General features: G+C 65.0%; 15 protein-coding genes. 11 read left to right on the top strand and 4 right to left on the bottom strand.

The window, feature by feature from the left end; genetic code table 11:
- Positions 1-214: 214 nt before the first annotated feature.
- A complete protein-coding gene (locus ACZK13_RS02430; RefSeq protein ID WP_197585338.1) occupies positions 215-1,627 on the bottom strand; it encodes a DEAD/DEAH box helicase in 1,413 nt (470 codons plus the stop codon).
- Between the two features lie 873 nt (positions 1,628-2,500).
- Here ACZK13_RS02430 and ACZK13_RS02435 point away from each other — a divergent pair.
- Together ACZK13_RS02435 and maiA are read left to right on the top strand one after the other, a co-directional pair.
- A complete protein-coding gene (locus ACZK13_RS02435; protein WP_180837570.1) occupies positions 2,501-3,490 on the top strand; it encodes a fumarylacetoacetate hydrolase family protein in 990 nt (329 codons plus the stop codon).
- A 14-nt stretch (positions 3,491-3,504) separates the two neighbouring features.
- Positions 3,505-4,173, top strand: a complete 669-nt coding sequence (gene maiA, locus ACZK13_RS02440) for a maleylacetoacetate isomerase (protein WP_180837571.1) — start codon at positions 3,505-3,507, stop codon at positions 4,171-4,173.
- 45 nt (positions 4,174-4,218) lie between these two features.
- Here the strand turns inward: maiA and ACZK13_RS02445 are convergent, their stop codons facing one another.
- The 3 genes from ACZK13_RS02445 to ACZK13_RS02455 form a co-directional block, all read right to left on the bottom strand.
- Positions 4,219-5,679, bottom strand: coding sequence for a UdgX family uracil-DNA binding protein (locus tag ACZK13_RS02445; protein WP_180837572.1), 1,461 nt, complete (start codon positions 5,677-5,679; stop codon positions 4,219-4,221).
- Positions 5,660-6,937, bottom strand: coding sequence for a putative DNA modification/repair radical SAM protein (locus ACZK13_RS02450; protein ID WP_253143396.1), 1,278 nt, complete (start codon positions 6,935-6,937; stop codon positions 5,660-5,662). Before ACZK13_RS02450 ends, ACZK13_RS02445 begins: the two co-directional genes overlap by 20 nt.
- 124 nt (positions 6,938-7,061) lie before the next feature.
- Complete coding sequence (locus tag ACZK13_RS02455; protein ID WP_004154068.1) at positions 7,062-8,189, bottom strand: PilT/PilU family type 4a pilus ATPase; 1,128 nt, start codon at positions 8,187-8,189, stop codon at positions 7,062-7,064.
- Between the two features lie 121 nt (positions 8,190-8,310).
- On the opposite strand from ACZK13_RS02455, the gene ACZK13_RS02460 reads away from it, so the two are divergent.
- The 9 genes from ACZK13_RS02460 to ACZK13_RS02500 all read left to right on the top strand — a co-directional run bounded on the left by ACZK13_RS02460 (position 8,311) and on the right by ACZK13_RS02500 (position 19,067).
- Positions 8,311-8,676: a DUF4398 domain-containing protein gene (locus ACZK13_RS02460; protein WP_049398394.1), complete on the top strand. Its 366-nt coding sequence runs from the start codon at positions 8,311-8,313 to the stop codon at positions 8,674-8,676.
- Positions 8,673-9,557, top strand: a complete 885-nt coding sequence (locus ACZK13_RS02465; protein ID WP_253143397.1) for an OmpA family protein — start codon at positions 8,673-8,675, stop codon at positions 9,555-9,557. The genes ACZK13_RS02460 and ACZK13_RS02465 overlap by 4 nt, the downstream gene beginning before the upstream one ends.
- Positions 9,558-9,881: 324 nt before the next feature.
- Positions 9,882-10,118 carry an HP1242/YdcH family protein gene (locus tag ACZK13_RS02470; protein ID WP_004154075.1) on the top strand — a complete coding sequence of 79 codons (237 nt, stop codon included), beginning with the start codon at positions 9,882-9,884 and terminating at the stop codon, positions 10,116-10,118.
- Positions 10,119-10,418: 300 nt separating this feature from the next.
- Positions 10,419-11,789: a pyridoxal-phosphate dependent enzyme gene (locus ACZK13_RS02475; RefSeq protein ID WP_032127973.1), complete on the top strand. Its 1,371-nt coding sequence runs from the start codon at positions 10,419-10,421 to the stop codon at positions 11,787-11,789.
- Positions 11,790-11,912: 123 nt separating this feature from the next.
- Complete coding sequence (locus ACZK13_RS02480; RefSeq protein WP_253143398.1) at positions 11,913-13,097, top strand: cystathionine gamma-synthase; 1,185 nt, start codon at positions 11,913-11,915, stop codon at positions 13,095-13,097.
- Positions 13,094-13,948, top strand: a complete 855-nt coding sequence (locus ACZK13_RS02485) for an ABC transporter permease (protein ID WP_317618048.1) — start codon at positions 13,094-13,096, stop codon at positions 13,946-13,948. Before ACZK13_RS02480 ends, ACZK13_RS02485 begins: the two co-directional genes overlap by 4 nt.
- Positions 13,938-15,278: an ABC transporter ATP-binding protein gene (locus ACZK13_RS02490; protein ID WP_253143399.1), complete on the top strand. Its 1,341-nt coding sequence runs from the start codon at positions 13,938-13,940 to the stop codon at positions 15,276-15,278. Before ACZK13_RS02485 ends, ACZK13_RS02490 begins: the two co-directional genes overlap by 11 nt.
- The gene (locus ACZK13_RS02495; protein ID WP_253143400.1) at positions 15,275-16,687 is read left to right on the top strand and encodes a class I SAM-dependent methyltransferase; all 1,413 of its coding nucleotides are present in this window, start codon (positions 15,275-15,277) and stop codon (positions 16,685-16,687) included. The genes ACZK13_RS02490 and ACZK13_RS02495 overlap by 4 nt, the downstream gene beginning before the upstream one ends.
- A 175-nt stretch (positions 16,688-16,862) precedes the next feature.
- Entirely contained in the window at positions 16,863-19,067 is a 2,205-nt protein-coding gene (locus ACZK13_RS02500) for a glycosyltransferase family 2 protein (protein ID WP_253143401.1), read from the top strand.
- Positions 19,068-19,176 lie beyond the last annotated feature (109 nt).

The raw sequence follows: 19,176 nt of genomic DNA on the forward strand, positions 1-19,176 counted from the left end.
GGGCAGCGCAGAACCGTTGGCGCCATGGATGGCGCCATCGAGCTTACATGGACGTATTTACAGCGTGTTCTGCGCTGCCCTCATGCCCATTCGCCCTCGGTACTGCCACCGCGTGCTTTATCACCCGGTAGCCCACAACAAAAAAGGACGGCGCGTCAGCGCCGTCCCTCGATAGCCCCCGCGCAGCGGGAAGCACCCTCGATGTCAGCTGGGATCAGCCAGCGCGACCACCGCCGCCACCCTGGCCACGACCACGGCCGCCACCATTGCCACCACCGCCACGGCGCTGGCCCTGGCCGGCACCTGCACGCTGCTGGCCATTGCCACCGCCCTCGCGACGGCCACCACCGGCCTTCTTCGGGCCCGCATGCGCATGGCGCGGCGCATCGCCGTGCGGACGGCGCGCGTGGCTCTTGCGCGGTGCGCGCTCGCCGGTATCGTGCTCGGCCTTGCCCGGCGCGCTGTTGCCCCAGCGGATCGGCGTCTGCAGCTCGAAGCCCGGCACATCGCGGATGTCCATGTCGCGGCCCAGCAGGCGCACGATCGCGCGCAGCAGCTTCACTTCATCCTGCGCCACCAGCGAGATCGCCTGGCCGGTCGCGCCGTTGCGGCCGGTGCGGCCGATGCGGTGCACATAATCTTCGGCCACCATCGGCAGGTCGAAGTTGATCACCTTCGGCAGCTCGTTGATGTCGATGCCGCGCGCGGCGATATCGGTGGCCACCAGCACGGTCACGCGGCCGGCCTTGAAGTCGCCCAGCGCACGCAGGCGCTGGCCCTGGCTCTTGTTGCCGTGGATCGCCGCGGTCTTGATGCCCGACTTTTCCAGGAACGTGGCCAGCTTGTCGCTGCCGTGTTTGGTGCGGGCGAACACCAGGGTCTGCTCGCGGCTGTCCTGCGCCAGCAGGTGCAGCAGCAGGTCGCGCTTGCGGCCGGCATCGACCGGGTGCACGCGATGGGTGATGGTTTCGGCCACGGTGTTCTTCGGCGTCACCTGGATCTGTTCCGGGTTGCGCATGAACTCCAGCGCCAGCTGGCGGATGTTGTCCTCGAAGGTGGCCGAGAACAGCAGGGTCTGGCGGTTCTGCTTCGGCAGCTTGGCCAGGATGCGCTTGATCGACGGCAGGAAGCCCATGTCGAGCATGCGGTCGGCTTCGTCCAGCACCAGCAGTTCAATGCCGGACAGGTCGATGCTGCGACGCTCCAGGTGGTCGATCAGGCGGCCCGGGCAGGCCACCAGCAGGTCCACGCCACGGCGCAGGATGTCCAGCTGGTTGCCCATGCCGACGCCACCGTAGATGCAGGCGCTGGGAATGCGCAGGTACTTGCTGTAGCCGCGCAGGCTGTCATGCACCTGGGTGGCCAGCTCGCGGGTCGGGGCCAGGATCAGCGCGCGCGGCTTGCGCGGGCCACTGCGGACTTCCTGCGAGGCGGTGCCCAGGTGCTGCAGCAGCGGCAGGCCAAAGGCAGCGGTCTTGCCGGTACCGGTCTGTGCACCGGCCAGCAGGTCGCGGCCGGCCAGCGCCAGCGGGATCGCCTGCTGCTGGATCGGGGTCGGGTTTTCGTAGCCCTGCTCGGCAAGCGCACGCAGCAGGAAGGGCGCCAGGCCCAGCGATTCAAAAGACATTGAGTTTGCTCCAAGTACAAGAAACGCCTGTCCGACTGGACAGACGGGGGCAGATCAAACTGATCGGCTGACTCGGAGCGTTCCCGTGAACCGCGCTGCGAGAATTGGGTGCAGCCGGCACGAAGCGCAGGCTGGAATGCGTGACGAACGGCGTCGGAGTGGGGGCGGGCGAAGAGGGCGGACCCAGGTCGCCGGCGATCCCGGAGGGAAACGGACGGCCGCTGCAGACCCTGTAAGTCTAAACGATGTTTGAGACTTCACGCAAAAAGGCCTGTTCAGGTAGGGCGGGCTCTCTGCAGGGCTGCGCCCTGCACCCGCAGAGGCCGAAGCAACGTCAACGTCAACGTCAAAAGCCGGTTTCCTGAGGGATGCGGGGTGGGTCCGGTTGCGGGGGGCGCTGCAAGTACGTCCATGTAAGCTCGGTCGCCGCATCCATGCGGCTCACGCCCCCGCAACCGGACCCACCCCGCCTTCGAGAGTCTTCCGCGATCTGTCGAATCTCATTCGATCAATTTCGATATCTGACGGATTTCGACGATGAATGATGTGGATGTTCGATCCGTCATCGGGAAATTGTCAGGGGTGGGACGGTGTGGGTGGGCAGGACCGTTGGCGCCATGGATGGCGCCATCGAGCCCCCAGGGACGGGTTTACGGCGTGTCCTGCCCACCCACACCGTCCCGCCCAGCTCACAGACAACCCAGAGCCGGCTGTTGCTGTTGACGTTGCCCTGGCTTGAAGCAGGTGCAGGGCTGCAAGCCCTGCCGAACCCCCCACTACGGTAGGGTGGGCCGATGCCGCGCTGCAGCTTGGCGTCGACGCAGATTTGATTACACTTGAAACTTGTTTGCCCACGACTCCGGACACCCACCCATGAAGCTTGGTTCTTTGAAGGAAGGCGGCCGCGACGGCACCCTGATCGTCGTCTCGCGTGACCTGCGCCACGGCGTGCGCGCCACCGGCATTGCCGCCACCCTGCAGCAGGCCCTGGAGGACTGGAGCCACATCGCGCCGCGCCTGAACGCCCTGTACGAATCGCTCAACGCGGGCGACGCCGATGGCGTGTTCGACCTGGACCCGCAGGCGCTGGCCGCGCCGATGCCGCGTGCCTATGAGTTCGTCGATGGCAGCGCCTACCTGCCACATGTCGAGCGCGTGCGCCGCGCCCGTGGCGCCGAGGTGCCGGAGAGCTTCTACACCGACCCGCTGATGTACCAGGCGACCAGCGCCGGTTTCTACGGTCCGCGCGACGCGGTGAAGGTGGTCAGCGAGGACTACGGCATCGACCTGGAAGCAGAGATCGTGGTGATCACCGACGACGTGCCGATGGCCGCCACCCCGGAACAGGCCGCAGGCCATATCCAGCTGGTCGGCCTGGTCAACGATGTCTCGCTGCGCAACCTGATTCCGGGCGAGCTGGCCAAGGGCTTCGGCTTCCTGCAGTCCAAGCCGCGCTCGGCGCTGTCGCCGGTGTTCGTCACCCCCGACGAGCTGGGCGCCGCGTGGCAGGACAGCAAGGTGCACCTGCCGCTGCTGACCCACATCAACGGCCAGTGGTTCGGTGCGCCGGAAGCGGGCGTGGACATGCAGTTCAACTTCGCCCAGTTGGTTGCGCATGCGGCCAAGACCCGTCCGCTCAGCGCCGGTACCATCGTTGGCTCGGGCACCATCGCCAACGAAGACACCAGCAAGGGTGCCTCCTGCTTTGCCGAACAGCGGGTGGTCGAAACCCTGCGCGACGGCAAGCCGAGTACGCCGTTCATGTCGTTCGGGGACGTGGTCCGCATCGAGATGCTCGATGCCGCCGGCAACAGCATCTTCGGTGCGATCGAGCAGCGCATCGAACAGGCGACCAAGCCCTGAGCATGGAAGCGGCGATGGAGATCCCGGTCGACGACGGCATCGTGCTGTACACCTACTGGCGATCCAGCGCCGCCTACCGCGTGCGCATCGGCCTGGAGCTGAAGGGCCTGGCCTGGGAGGCCCGGCCGGTGCACCTGGTGCGCGACGGTGGCGAGCAGCACCTTGACGCCTATCGCGCGCTCAATCCGCAGCAGCTGGTGCCAACCCTGTTGCATGAAGGGCATGCGCTGATCCAGTCGCTGGCGATCCTGGAGTATCTGGAAGAACGCTTCCCGCAGGTACCGCTGCTGCCGGCCGATGCCGCCGGCCGTGCGCGGGTGCGCGCGCTGGCCCAGCTGGTGGCCTGCGACATCCACCCGATCAACAACCTGCGGGTGATGCAGTACCTGGAGCGCAGCCTGCAGGTGCCGGCCGATGTCCGCACGCAGTGGACCCTGCACTGGATCGCCGAAGGCTTCGCTGCCATGGAGGCAATGTTGGCCAACAGCAGCGCGACGGGCACCTTCTGCCACGGTGACCGTCCCGGCCTGGCCGATATCTGTCTGCTGCCGCAGCTGTACAACGCGCATCGCTTCGGCCTGGACCTGACGCCGTACCCGACCCTGCGCCGTATCGAAGCTGCCTGCCAGGCACTGGACGCCTTCGACCGCGCACGCCCGGAAAACCAGCCCGACGCCGCCTGAAAGTAGAGGGGACGGAGGGGATTAAGTCGTTTGTGCACTTACGACTTAATCCCCTCCGTCCCCTTTTTGTTGCAATCGGGCCAGGTCATCGCGGAACAGCCGGTAGGCATCCTCGCGGCGCGCATCGTCGGTCTGCCGCAATACCCATGCCGGGTGCACCGTGGCATAGCCGCGGGTGCCGTCCTCGAGGGTGTGCCAGCGTCCGCGGTCGCGTGAGAGGTCGAACCCACGACCAAACACCGAGGCTGCCGCTGTCGCGCCGAGGCACACGATCACCTGGGGCCGCACGCGCGCGATCTCACCCATCAGCCAAGGGCGGCAGGCCTGGATGTGCCGGCTTTCCGGTCGCTTGTGCAGTCGCACCTTGCCACGCCGTTCATGATGGAAGTGCTTCACGGCGTTGGTGAGGTACAGCGCCGCGCGATCGATTCCCAATTCGGTCAGCGCACGGTCCAGCAGCTGACCGGCAGGACCCATGAACGGCTGTCCGCGCAGATCCTCGGTGTCGCCAGGTTGTTCCCCGATCAGCATCATGCGGGCGTCTGCAGGCCCCTGCCCGAACACGGTCTGCGTGGACTGCTCCCACAGCGGGCACTGGCGGCAGGTGCTGGCCTGTCCGCGTAGATTCTCCAGACTGCTGGCATCCGCTGCTGGCATCGCAACACCTGCACGCAGGGGGATCCTGCGCTGCGGTGCCTGCGCGGGACGGTCATGCATTTCCTGTACGCGGTCGGCCGCATCGCGCACCAGGCGTGGCAGCAGCTGGGCCTCCGGCAGGTGGCGCCAGTACTTTGCCGGCATCTCCTGCATCATCATGCGTGTATTGAGTCGCGCCGGATTGAAGATGCTGGCGTAGTAGGTCTGCCACAGTGATTCGCGCGCATCCTCGGCCGGGGCATCCTCGCGCCGTGCGCCGGGGCCGAAGGCAAGCGCCTGCCCATCCCATGCGACGCTGCGCGAAGGCGTGAGGATCGCCCAGCGCATGCCGGTGAAGCGGCGCGCGAAGAAGGGCGCGACCCGGTCGACAATGTGGTGCTGTGGCTCAAACCAGGCGATGAACGCATCAGGCTGGCCAGGCACCTCGCGGAAGCGCACGAATGCCTTCATCTTGTGCGTGTCACGGCGGACGGCCTGGGCGAGCGCCGTTGCGCGCAGGACATCGGCGTCGGCGGGGTTGCTCAGCACCGAACGCTCGCCATGGACGATGCGCCACAGCAGGCGATACAGCAAGGCCAGTCGCTGGGGGTCGCGATGGCACAGGCAGGTGGCCGCCAGTTCCAGGAAATCGCGGGGCACGTTGGGTGCACTGGCATCGGCCAGCATCGGCGCCCGCTGCACGGCCGGCGCATCCAGCAACGACGTTTCGCTCCCTTCCAGCCAGTCCAGCTGAGGCGGGGCCACGCCTCGCAGCAACGCTTCGCGCGCAGCATCGCGCCAGGCCTGCAGCGACCACTGCGGGTCCACCCGCAGCGACCAGCGCTGCGCGTCAGGCGGCGGGCGGTGCATCAAACAGCGATCCCTGACGAGGCGGTGGGGCCAACTGCGCGCGCAGCGCCGCCGGATCGTCCAGCGATTTGCGTGGATGGTGGTCAGCCAGCTGCACAAACGGAAGCAGTTTGCTCATCGGTGCCTTCAGGCGTGCTACATCGGCAACCCGCAGGCGACCGTGGCGGCGTGCCATCAGCACCCGTTTCACGTTGCGCACGCCCAGCCCGGGTACGCGCAGCAGCATTTCCTTCGGCGCACGGTTGAGATCCACAGGAAAGCGCTCGGGGTGACGGATCGCCCAAGCCATTTTCGGGTCGATATCCAGGTCGAGCATGCCGTCCTGGGTGGTATCGGTAATCTCATCCACGCCGTAACCGTAGAAGCGCAGCAACCAGTCGGCCTGGTAGAGGCGATGTTCGCGCTGCAGCGGAGGCGGTTGCAGTGGCAGCTGCCGGCTGGCGTCCGGAATCGGGCTGAACGCGGAGTAGTACACCCGGCGCATGCGGTAGTTGCCGTACAGCGCATCGGCGCTGGCCAGGATCTGTTGGTCGTTGGCCCCGTCCGCGCCGACGATCATCTGCGTGCTCTGCCCGGCGGGTGCGAAACGGGGAGGGCGTGGACTGCGGCTGGCCCTCGGTGCCATCGCTGCGGGGGCTTTGCGCGCCTCCTTGGCTTCCTCGATGCGCCAGCGCAGTTCGCCCATCGCGCCGCGGATCGAATGCACCGTCTTCTCCGGCGCCAAGGCGCTCAGGCCGGCTTCGGTCGGCAGTTCCACGTTGATGGACAGGCGGTCGGCATGGCGCCCGGCGCTGGCCAGCAGCTCCGGCGAGGCCTCGGGAATGGTCTTGAGGTGGATGTAGCCAGCGTAGCGGTGTTCTTCGCGCAGCTGCCGGGCCACTTCCACCATCTGTTCCATGGTGTAGTCCGCATTGCGGATGATGCCGCTGGACAGGAACAGGCCCTCGATGTAGTTGCGTTTGTAGAAGTCCAGGGTGAGTGTGACCACCTCGTCCACGCTGAAACGTGCGCGGGGCACGTTGCTGGAGACGCGGTTCACGCAATAGGCGCAGTCGTAGATGCAGAAGTTGGTCAGCAGGATCTTCAGCAACGAAACGCAGCGGCCATCGGGCGTGTAGCTGTGACAGATGCCTATGCCCTCGGTGCTGCCGATACCGCCACTGACGCGCGAATCGCGCTTGCCCGAGCCGCTGGAGGCGCAGGACGCATCGTACTTGGCGGCATCGGCCAGGATGGCCAGCTTGCGGATGGTTTCCATTGAGGAAACCTACGGACAGGAGGTCTCATCGGATGAGACACCTCCTGAACTCTTCAGAAAAAGGGGACGGAGGGAATCAAGTCGTAAGTGCATTTACGACTTAATTCCCTCCGTCCCCTTTTTTCTAGAAGCCGTGGGTGATGCTGGGTGCGCCGGCCGAGAAATCCGCGTACGGGTCGTGCTCGCCGCTGCTGCCCTCGGACAGGCGGAACTTCAGGGCAAGGCCATCGCGCGAGTCGGCCGCGCGCAGCGCTTCCTCCTGATCGATGACGCCCGCCTTGGCCAGCCGGAACAGGCACTGGTCGAAGCTCTCCATGCCTTCTTCCAGCGAGCCTTCCATCGCCGCCTTGATCTCGTGCACCTGGCCGCGACGCAGCAGGTCGCGGATCATCGGCGTGTTGATCAGCACCTCGGTGGCCGGCAGGCGACGGCCCTCCTTGTTCTTCACCAGGCGCTGGCTGATCACCGCACGCAGGTTCAGCGCCAGGTTCATCAGCACGTTCTTGTGCGCGCTTTCCGGGAAGAAGTTGAGGATGCGCTCGATGGTCTGGTCGGCGTTGTTGGAGTGCAGGGTGGCCAGGCACAGGTGGCCGGTCTCGGCGAAGGCGATCGCCGCCTCCATGGTTTCCGCGTCCAGGATCTCGCCGATCAGGATCACGTCCGGCGCTTCACGCATGGCGTTCTTCAACGCGTTGTGGAAGGCATGGGTGTCCAGCCCGACCTCGCGCTGGTTGACGATCGACATCTTGTGCTTGTGCAGGTACTCGATCGGGTCCTCGATGGTGAGGATATGCCCGGTGGTGGTGCTGTTGCGGTGGTCGATCATCGACGCCAGCGAAGTGGACTTGCCCGAGCCGGTGGACCCCACCACCAGCACCAGCCCGCGCGGGGTCATGATGACGTCCTTCAGCACCTGAGGCAGGTTCAGCTCCTCGATGCTCGGAATCCGGCTGCGGATGGCGCGGATGACCATGCCGACCTCGCCCCGCTGCTTGAACACGTTGACGCGGAAGCGCCCGGCATCGGGCAGGGCGATGGCCATGTTGAGCTCCAGCTCGCGCTCGAACTGCGGCACCTGGCCTTCGTCCATCAGCGAGTAAGCGATCTTCTTGACCATGCCCGGCGGCAGGCCGGTGTTGCCCAGCGGATAAAGCTTCCCCTCGATCTTGATGTAGACCGGTGCTCCGGTGGTCAGGAACATGTCCGAAGCGTTCTTTTCGGTCATCAGCTTCAGGAAGTAGCCGATATCCATTGCGAATTTTCCCCAACGAAACGGCCGACGCCCGTTGCCAGCACGGTGTCGGCTTGACGACAATGGCCGTGAACCGACAACCGGTACGGCCTCCCCAATGAAACGACTTAGCTTCGCACGAATGCGCCATGGCCTGTATGTGATGGCGTTTGCATTCGCACTGTCTGCCCCCGCCTGGGCGCAGGACGGCGCACTGGAACTGGCCCAGGCCCGGCAGGCGGTCGACAAGGCCACCCAGGCCGACGCCGACCAGTACGCCCCGGACCTGATCGGGCTGGCCCGGCAGGGGCTGGAACAGGCCCAGCGTGCTGCCGGCGACCGCCGTGAGCGCAAGAACGCCCCGGCGATCGCCCTGCGCGCCGCTGCCGATGCCGACCTGGCCCGCGCCCGCAGCGAGGAAGCCACCGTCACCGCGCAGCTGCAACTGCGCCGCAACGAGGTCAACCAGCTGCAACGCCAGCTGTCGACCGGGGAGGACCGCCGGTGAAGCCGATGACTGCCGCAACCCTGGCTGCGCTGCTGGCGCTGCCGACCCTGGCCTTGGCCGCCGACAACCCGATGGTGGCGCAGCTGAGCCAGCGTCTGATGGCCATCCAGGCCAATCCCGACACGGCTGAGCTGGGCGCCTTCGAGCGCATGCAGGCCCAGCAGGCCATCGCCACCCTGGACAAGGCCAAGCGCCGCGACCAGGAGCTGGCCACCTACCTGGCCGAGCGCCGGGTGGAGATCGCCGAGACTGCCGTGCGTGCCGCACTGGCCGCGCGCGAGGTCGACCGCCTGGAGCGCACCCGCAGCGACCTGCTGATCGAGGCCAGCCGCCGCGATGCCGCCCGCGCCCGTCAGGAAGCCGAGCAGCTGAGAATGCAGGCGCAGATGCAGGCCGAGGAGGCGGAGCGCCTGCGCCAGGCCGCCGAGGCCGAAACCCTGGCCCGCCAGGACGCCGAGAACGCCCTGACCAGCGTCGCCGGCAAGCAGCAGCAGCGCCTCAGCGCCGCCCAGCAGAACGCCGCCAAGCTGGCCCGCGAGGAAGCCGAGCTGGTATCCGGGCAGAAGTTGCCGGGCTCGAAGTTCGATGGCCGTGGCGAAGTCTTCACCTTCAATGGTGACGCATTTGCCGCTGGCGCCTCCAGCCTGTCCGGTGGGGCCCGCAACCAGGCCAAGGCGCTGGCCGAGTACCTGAACATCGGCAAGAAGGGCCGCTTGCGCATCGAGGCCTATGACAGCGCCAACGGGGTCGGTCAGAAGCGCGCCGAAGCGCTGCGCGACGCCCTGGTCGCGGGCGGTGTCGCCAGCAACCGGATCCAGCTCAGTGGCAAGAAGGCCGCGTCCACCCGGGCACGCTCGGCCGAGGTCATCATCGCCCCGTAATTGCTTGATATTGTTTGTTTTTCGTTGCGATGAGCATTCAGCCTGAACCCCGCCCCGGCGGGGTTCGGTCTTTTTGCCGCAGGGGTCTTGTACCCCGCCTTGAGCAGGCGTAGGGTCAATCGTCCGGGACGCAATGCCGCGGACCGGACGATGGGAGGGCCGGGCCGATGCAAACAGGGCGCGAACCGCAGCAGATCGACGTGCGCAGGCCAGTGCCGCAGGTCGTTGCAGGCGTCCAGGTGGCCATCGACCGGCGCTCCTCCATGAACAACGCCCCGTGCCTTGCGGCCGGGGCGTTCGTGTATCTGTCGAAGGAGGTCCATCATGTTTGAAGATCAGCCCCAGAGCGAGATCGACGCCCGTCGCGCGCGTGATCCGGAGTTCAGGGCACTCCATGACCAGCACCGTAAGTTGAACAAGAAGTGCATGGACGCGGAGTTGGGTGTACTCCCGATCGATGATGTCACCCTGGGTCGCATGAAGCGCGAGAAGCTGCTGGCCAAGCAACGACTTCTGCGAATGTACGAAACACCGCTCCCAATGACGTCCCCCACGCTTTGACGCACCCCGTCACGCCCGGAACGGCGTGACCCGGCCATCGATGGCCCCGTCGGGCGCTCCTGCCCCGGCATCGCGGCACCGCCGATGAGGCGGCCGCGCCAAGGCACCACAGGCCGTGGTGCCTTGGCCTGCAGGCACAACTCACCGATGCGGGCGGTACCGGTCTCCTCGTCGATCCGGGGCCGTCCGCATCTCTTTTTTACGGTGGACAGGCTGCGGCCCTGCCGACCTGACTTTCATCGCCATCCGTCGGATAATCATCGGTCCGGCCCTGTGCGGCGCGAACCGAAAGTCCTCCGAATGCCCATCCATTCTTCCGTCCTCGAACTCATCGGCCAGACCCCGATCGTCAAGGCCCAGCGCCTGGACACCGGCGTCTGCGAGCTCTACCTGAAGCTGGAGAGCGCCAACCCGGGCGGATCGATCAAGGATCGCATCGGCCTGTCGATGATCGAGGCGGCGGAAAAGCGCGGCGACCTGAAGCCCGGTGCCACCCTGGTCGAGGGCACGGCTGGCAACACCGGCCTGGGCTTGGCGCTGGTGGCCCAGCAGAAGGGCTATAAGCTCATTCTGGTCGTTCCCGACAAGATGAGCCGGGAAAAGATCTTCAACCTGAAGGCGATGGGCGCCGAAGTGCGCCTGACCCGCTCGGACGTAGCCAAGGGCCATCCGGAGTACTACCAGGACCTGGCCAAGACCATCGCCGAGCAGACCCCGGGCGCCTACTTCATCAACCAGTTCGGCAACCCGGACAATCCGGCCGCGCATGAATTCGGTACCGGCCCGGAAATCCTCGAGCAGATGGGCGGCGACCTTGACGCCATCGTGTTCGGCTGCGGCAGCTCCGGCACCATGACCGGCCTGTCGCGTGCCTTCGCCAAGCTGTCGCCGAAGACCGAGCTGGTGCTGGCCGATCCGGTCGGTTCGATCCTGGCCGAGTACATCAACGACGGCAATCTGAACGACAAGTCGGGCAGCTGGCTGGTGGAAGGCATCGGCGAGGACTTCCTGCCGTCGATCTCCGATTTCAGCCGCGTCAAGAAGGCTTATGCCATCAGCGACGCCGAGAGCTTCCACACCGCACGCGAACTGCTGGGCAAGGAAGGCATCCTGGGTGGCTCGTCCACCGGCACCCTGCTGGCCGCCGGCCTGAAGTACTGCAAGGAGCAGACCACGCCGAAGAAGGTGCTGGTGCTGGTGCCGGATACCGGCAACAAGTACCTGTCGAAGATGTACAACGACTACTGGATGCTGGACAACGGTTTCCTGCAGCGCCCGCAGCACGGCGACCTGCGCGACCTGATCCTGCGCCCTTACGGCCAGCGCGACACCGTGGTGATCGGTCCGAACGACCTGCTGACCACTGCCTACCAGCGCATGAAGCTGTACGACGTGTCGCAGCTGCCGGTGATGGACGGCGAGCAGCTGGTCGGCATCGTCGACGAAAGCGACGTGCTGCTGCACGTGTATGGCGATGAGGCACGCTTCCGCGACACCGTCGCCACCGCGATGGTCAGCAAGCTGGACCGGCTGGACGTGAAGTCCCCGATCGAGGCGCTGCTGCCGGTGTTCGACCGCGGCCAGGTGGCGATCGTGATGGACGGCGACACTTTCCTGGGCCTGATCACCCGTATCGACCTGCTGAACTATCTGCGCCGTCGCGTGCAGTAAGCCGCTGATCGCCGACGTTCACTGCTGAATCCTGGTTTATCCGCGTCAAAGGTCGTTAAGGCCGCGCTGGTAGACTTCCGCACCTTCGATGGCGCCGTGCGTCGGCGCCCCTCAGGAAAGAACATGTCCAACGCAACTTCCCAGGATCGCGCCCTGGCCCTGGCTACCCTGGCCATCCACGGTGGCCAGTCGCCCGACCCCAGCACCGGCGCGGTGATGCCGCCGATCTACGCCACCTCGACCTATGCACAGTCCAGCCCGGGCGAGCACCAGGGCTTCGAGTACTCGCGCACCCACAACCCGACCCGCTTCGCCTATGAGCGTTGCGTGGCGTCGCTGGAAGGGGGCACCCGCGGCTTTGCCTTCGCCTCGGGCATGGCGGCCAGCTCGACCGTGATCGAGCTGCTGGACGCCGGCAGCCATGTGGTGGCGATGGACGACATCTACGGCGGCAGCTTCCGCCTGTTCGAGCGCGTGCGTCGCCGCACTGCCGGGCTGGACTTCAGCTTCGTCGACCTGACCGATCTGGCGGCGTTTGAAGCCTCCATCACGTCGAAGACGAAGATGGTGTGGATCGAGACCCCGACCAACCCGATGCTGAAGATCGTCGACATCGCCGCGGTCGCCGCCATCGCCAAGCGCCATGGCCTGATCGTCGTCGTCGACAACACCTTCGCCTCGCCGATGCTGCAGCGTCCGCTGGAACTGGGTGCGGACCTGGTCCTGCACTCGGCCACCAAGTACCTCAACGGCCATTCGGACATGGTCGGCGGCATGGTCGTGGTCGGCGACAACGCTGAACTGGCCGAGCAGATGGCCTTCCTGCAGAACTCGGTGGGTGGCGTGCAGGGTCCGTTCGACAGCTTCCTGGCCCTGCGTGGCCTGAAAACCCTGCCGCTGCGCATGAAGGCGCACTGCGCCAATGCGCTGGCCCTGGCGCAGTGGCTGGAGAAGCACCCGGCCGTGGAAAAGGTGATCTACCCGGGCCTGCCGTCGCACCCGCAGCATGAGCTGGCCGGCAAGCAGATGGCCGGTTACGGCGGCATCGTTTCGATCGTGCTCAAGGGCGGTTTCGAGGCGGCCAAGCGCTTCTGTGAGAAGACCGAACTGTTCACTCTGGCCGAGTCGCTGGGCGGCGTGGAAAGCCTGGTCAACCACCCGGCGGTGATGACGCATGCCTCGATCCCGGTTGCGCGGCGGGAGCAGCTGGGCATCAGTGATGCGCTGGTAAGGCTGAGCGTGGGTGTGGAGGATCTGGGGGATCTGCAGGTGGATCTGGAAAGGGCGCTGGGCAGGGCTTCTGAATGAGCGAGCAGATCGTTCGCATCACGCCGGCGGGCCGCAGTGCACGTGACCGACTGCTGACGGGGCCGTTCTCTGCGTTGGGCGTCCATCGCTCGCTGACGCGGGAAATGACCCAGCGTGATATCCGCGGTCGCTACCGTGGGGCCAGCTTCGGCCTGTTGTGGTCGCTGATCAGCCCCTTCATGATGCTGTGCGTCTACACACTGGCCTTCGGCTACATCCTGAAAAGCCGTTGGCCCGGCGCATCCGGCAATATGGGCGAGTTCGCGATGATCCTGTTCGCCGGCCTCATCGTGCACGGTTTCTTCGCCGAGGTGCTGACCCGCAGCCCCAACCTCATCGTCGGCAACAGCAATCTGGTCAAGCGGATCATCTTTCCTCTGCATCTGCTGCCCTGGACAGCGGTTCTTTCGGCGCTGTTCCACCTGGCGGCCAACACGGTCGTGTACTTGGTCATCAGTACGCTGCTACTGCGCGATCCGCACTGGACGGTCGTCCTGCTGCCGGTGGTGGTGCTGCCGTTGGTGATGCTGGCCGTGGGGGTGAGCTGGATCCTGTCCGCGCTGGGCGTCTACCTGCGTGACGTCGGCCAGGTCATGGGCGTTGTCTCCACGGCGATGCTGTTCCTGTCGTCGGCCATCATTCCGGTATCCACCCTGCCGGCGCAGTTCCAGTTCGTGTTCAAGATCAACCCGCTTACGTTCATCATCGACCAGGTGCGCGAAGTGGCGTTCTGGGGGCGCCTGCCTGACTGGAGCGGTTTGGGACTGTATGCGGTGATGGCGCTGGCTGTGATGTATCTGGGTTTTGCGTTCTTCGAGAAAAGCCGTCGAGGATTTGCTGATGTCCTTTGAGATGAACGACGACGCGGTCATCCAGGTCAGTGGTATTGGCAAGTGCTACCAGGTCTACGACAAGCCGTTCCATCGGCTGATGCAGGGCCTGGTTGGCGGCGGCAAGCGCTACTACCGTGAATTCTGGGCGCTGCGTGACGTCGCCTTCGAGGTCAAGCGTGGCGAGACCTTGGGCATCGTCGGCCGCAATGGCTCGGGAAAGTCGACATTGCTGCAGCTGATTGCGGGCACCCTGACCCCGACCAACGGCGAAATCGCAGTACGTGGGCGCGTTGCTGCGCTGCTTGAACTGGGCAGCGGCTTCAATCCCGATTTCACCGGGCGCGAGAACGTGTATCTCAATGCCTCGATCCTCGGCCTGAGCAAGGAGCAGATCGACCAGCGTTTCGAGCAGATTGCCGAGTTCGCCGCTATTGGCGAGTTCATTGAACAGCCCATCCGCAATTACTCCAGCGGCATGGTGATGCGCCTGGCATTCTCGGTGATCGCACACGTCGACGCCGATATCCTGATCATCGACGAAGCATTGTCCGTGGGCGATGCATTCTTCACGCAGAAGTGCATGCGTTTCCTGCGTGAGTTCAAGCAGCGCGGCACGCTGCTGTTCGTCAGCCATGACGGTGGCTCGGTCACGGCGTTGTGCGATCGGGCGATCTGGCTCGACCAGGGCAATCTGCGCCAGTCGGGCGAGCCCAAGGAAGTGATGGACGCCTATCTCGAGGCCTTTATCGCCGACCGCGAAGGCCGTACCGGCAGTGCACGCCCCGAGCCCGCGGCGCGTACGCCGGTTGCCAGTCGCGTGCGTGACAAGCGGCTGGATCTGATTGATCGCAGCCAGCTCCGCAACGACATCACAGTGGTCGAGTTCGCGCCCGTTGATGGTTTCGGCGAGGGCAAGGCAAAGATCGAGGATGTCTGCCTGTGCGATATCGATGGCCGACAACTGCCGACGATCGTGGGTGGCGAGACGGTTCGCCTGGAGATCGTGGCGCATGCCAGTGAGGACCTGCCGCATGCCATCGTCGGCTTCTACTTCAAGGACCGGCTTGGGCAGTTGCTGTTCGGTGACAACACCGAGACCGCACGCATCGAGGGTGACCTGGCGGTCAGCGCGGGCGAGCGTTTCCGTGCGACTTTCGTGTTCCAGATGCCGCGCCTGCAGCAGGGCGATTACTTCATCACCGCCGGCGTAGCGTCCGGTTCCCAGCATGAGCACGTGATCCAGCACTGGATCCACGAAGCACTTGCGTTGCGTTCCCTTGGACAAGGGCTGCCGGTCGGCATCATCGGTATCCCGATGCATCAGATTGAATTGGAGAGAGTGTCGTGACAACCGAATTCCGCCTGCAGGATCATCCGGTGATCTTCCTGAAGCCGCATATCACCCATCCTTACGCCTGGGTGGGACACATTCCCTTCATGTATGTCCTTGCGGACCTGCTGCGTCCGCGCAGCTTCGTGGAACTGGGTACCGATTCGGGCAACTCGTTCCTGGCCTTCTGCCAGGCAGTGAAGGCGCTTGGCCTGCAGTCGCAGACGCATTGCTACGCCGTCGATTGCTGGAAGGGCGACGAGCATGCCCGCTTCTACGGCGACCACGTCTACCGCACGCTTTCGGCGTACCAGAAGCCGCGCTATGGCGAATTCTCCACGCTGGTCAAAGCCTACTTCGACGAGGCGCTGGACCAGTTCGAGGACGGCAGTATCGACCTGCTGCACATCGACGGCCTGCACACCTACGAAGCCGTCAAGCATGACTTCGAGACCTGGCTGCCCAAACTCAGTTCTTCGGCGGTGGTGATCTTCCACGATAGCGCCGTACATGATCGCAATTTCGGCGTGCACACCTTCATGGGCGAGCTGCGCGCGACTTACGAAGTGTTCGAATTCAACCACAGCAACGGCCTGGGCGTCGTACCGGTCGGCGCCGACGTGCCCGAGGCGTTCAAGGCGTTCATGCGCGAGGCGCTGTCACGCCCCGAGGCGACGCGCGCGATCTTTGAAGCCGCTGCGGCCGCCCTGCTGGATCCGGAGACCGGCATGCCTTCCGGTGGTGCCGATGCGGTGGAGCATTCCATCGAATGCCTCATGTACTACCGCAACGACGGCCAGATCTTCGAAGAGACGCGTTCGCTGTCGATCATCCACGCGGGGGGGACGGATGCTACTTTCGAATTCGAGTTCCCGGCAGGCCAGCGCCCGCAACACGTCCGCGTGGACCCGGCAAGCCTGCCGGGTACCTATCGCTTGGTGACGGTGGGGCTGCGCGCGGGCGGGGCGACCATGAATCTGTTCGCCGAACCGGGTGCACCGCGCTTCGTCGTCAACGGCGACGTGCTGCCCAGTGCGATCCAGGAAGGCATCCGTTTCGTCAGCCTGCACAACGACCCCTACGTGGAAGTCGACCTGCGCGGTGTGTGGGAACAGCTTGGCAATGATGGCCACGCCGGCACCGTTGTGGTCGACGTGGCCTATGAGGATGTGGTGACCTCCCCGGCGCTGCAGGCCGTAGCCGTACGGGCTGCCCAGGCGATCCAGCAGCTCAAGGACACGCTGCAGCGCAAGCGCGAGGAGAGGCCGTTGGCACAGCTCTCCAGCACGGTGCGCGCCCAGCACGCCGTGCTCGAGCAGCAGCTGGCGGCGCTGGTGCATTCGCAGTCCAATCTTGAACAGCGACTGGCTGAATTGGCAGGTAGATCACAGCCAACCGGTCCGAATGGCGACACGTTGCACACCTAGCTTGCTGTATGCATGACGGCCAGCCGTCATGAAGATCATTGCCGGAGTAAGCGGGCGATCGCGATTGACCCGCCGCAGGCGCTCTGGCGCGGCCATACAGACAGGGAATGACATGATTGAACTTCAGTTGCAACCGATCAGCGGCGTAACGTTGGGTGCGGTCGATTCAAACGGGATGGTTGAGCTGAATGCGTTCGGCGACGACCCGCAATGCCGTCTGATCGCCGTGGACGGCAACCCGGTTGAAGGGGGCTGGTATGAGCTCAGCTTCGTCGTTGAGAAGGTTGGGGCACGGATGGTGGATCCCGTGCTGTACGTCAACTGTGGTGCAGGCATGACCGAAGCGGGGCGTGTACCTGTGCACGTTGCGGCCTGCGCCGACGGCGTGTCACGCACCCTGGTGCCACTCGCCGGGCGGCTCGTCGAGCTCCGTTTCGACCCGTCCATCGGTCCCTGCACCCTCCGCATCGGTCGCTTCGCGATGCGCCGGGTCGGCCAGGCACACGTGGCCCGTACCATGTTCACCGAAGTACTGAACAGCCAGCGTGGACGCCGCGCGAAGCTGCGCTTCGCCCTGGACAGCCTGCGCTCGCTCTTCACCACGGGCCGCTCGGGCCTGGGCGGCTTCCTTCGCTTGCGCTACAGCGCCATCGCCCTGCACGGCGCATTCGATTACGACGCCTGGGTGGCGCTGTACGGTGCGCTGCATGCCCCTGAGCAGGGTGAAATCGAAGCGTGGGATACGCAGCCGACGTTCTCGATCGTGGTTCCTACCTACAACACGCCCGAGAAGTGGCTACGCCGATGCGTGCAGACGGTGATCAACCAGAGCTACCCGCACTGGGAACTTTGCGTGGCCGACGATGCGTCGCCCAAGCCACACGTGGTGGCCGTATTGAAGGAGCTTGCTGCAGCAGACCCGCGCATCAAGTTCGTGGTGCGCGAGCAGAATGGTCATATCTCCGCGTCCTCCAACGACGCCTTGAAGCTGGCGACCGGCGACTACATCGTGCTGCTCGACCATGACGACGAGCTGCATCCGCATGCGCTGTATGAGATGGCCAAGGCGTTCCGGGCCAATCCCTCGTGGCAGATGGCGTTCAGCGACGAAGACAAGATCGACGAGAAGGGACGCCGCTTCGACCCTTATTTCAAGGCTGACTGGAACTACGATCTGTTCCTCTCCCACAACTGCATCAGCCATCTTGGCGTGTACGCCCGTGGGTTGGTGGAACAGGTCGGCGGCTTCCGCCTTGGCTACGAAGGCAGCCAGGATTGGGATCTGGCGCTGCGCTGCATCGAGACGCTCGATGACAGCCAGATCGGTCACGTGCCGCACGTGCTTTACCACTGGCGAGCCATTCCGGGATCCACCGCGCTTGGCCCCGGCGAAAAGACTTACGCGCACTACGCAGCGATGAAGAGCATCCAGTCGCACCTCGATCGCATTGGTCGTGACGCCGAGGTGCTGGATATCCCGAACTTCTCGGGCAACTATCGCGTCCGCAACCGGCTGCCGACGCCCGCGCCGCGGGTTTCGCTGATCATCCCCACGCGTGATCGCGCCGACCTGCTGCGCATGGCGGTGACCTCCATCCTGGAAAAGACGGATTATCCGGATTACGAGATCATCATCGTCAACAACCAGTCGGTCGAGGCCGACGCACTGGAACTGTTGCAGACCCTGCAGCAGGACCCGCGGGTGAGCGTGATCGACTACGACGCACCCTTCAACTATTCGGCCATCAACAACCTGGGCGTTTCCAAGGCCACCGGCACGATCGTTGGTCTGCTGAACAACGACATCGAGGTCATCTCCAGAGACTGGCTTACCGAGATGACCAGCCAGGCGGCCCGCCCGGAAGTGGGCGCAGTGGGGGCCATGCTCTATTTCCCCAACGACAGCATCCAGCATGCTGGCGTGATTCTCGGTTTCAACGGGGTAGGCGTGCATGCCTATGCCGACCGGCCGCGGGGTTGGGTGGGGATGATGCTTCGCGCCCGCCTGCTGCAGAACTTCTCGGCAGTGACCGCCGCCTGCCTGCTGGTGCGAAAGTCCGTCTATGAGCAGGTTGGAGGGCTGGATACCGCCCTGCAGGTGGCCTACAACGATCTGGACTTCTGCCTGCGCGTGCGCGAGGCCGGCTATCGCAACCTGTGGACGCCTTATGCCGAGCTCTATCACCATGAGTCAGCCAGCCGCGGCAGTGACATGGAGGGCGCCAAGCGCGAGCGTTTCGACCGGGAAGTGGCGCTGGTGATGTCGCGCTGGTCTTCGGTGATCGAAGCCGACCCGGCCTACAACCTCAACCTGGCGGCTACCGGGCATACGTTTGATCTGGCATTTCCGCCGCGGCACGGGCATATTGGCCCACGCTAGGAGAGTCCCCCGGTGGTCCTAAGAGGGGCTTGTGCTTGACCAGCGGGCGCCCTCGGGCGCCCTTGCTTCATGTTTTCGGTGCGTTTTCGTGCAGAGAAATGGAGGTGGC

This window comes from Stenotrophomonas sp. 99219_Sma (assembly GCF_056480785.1).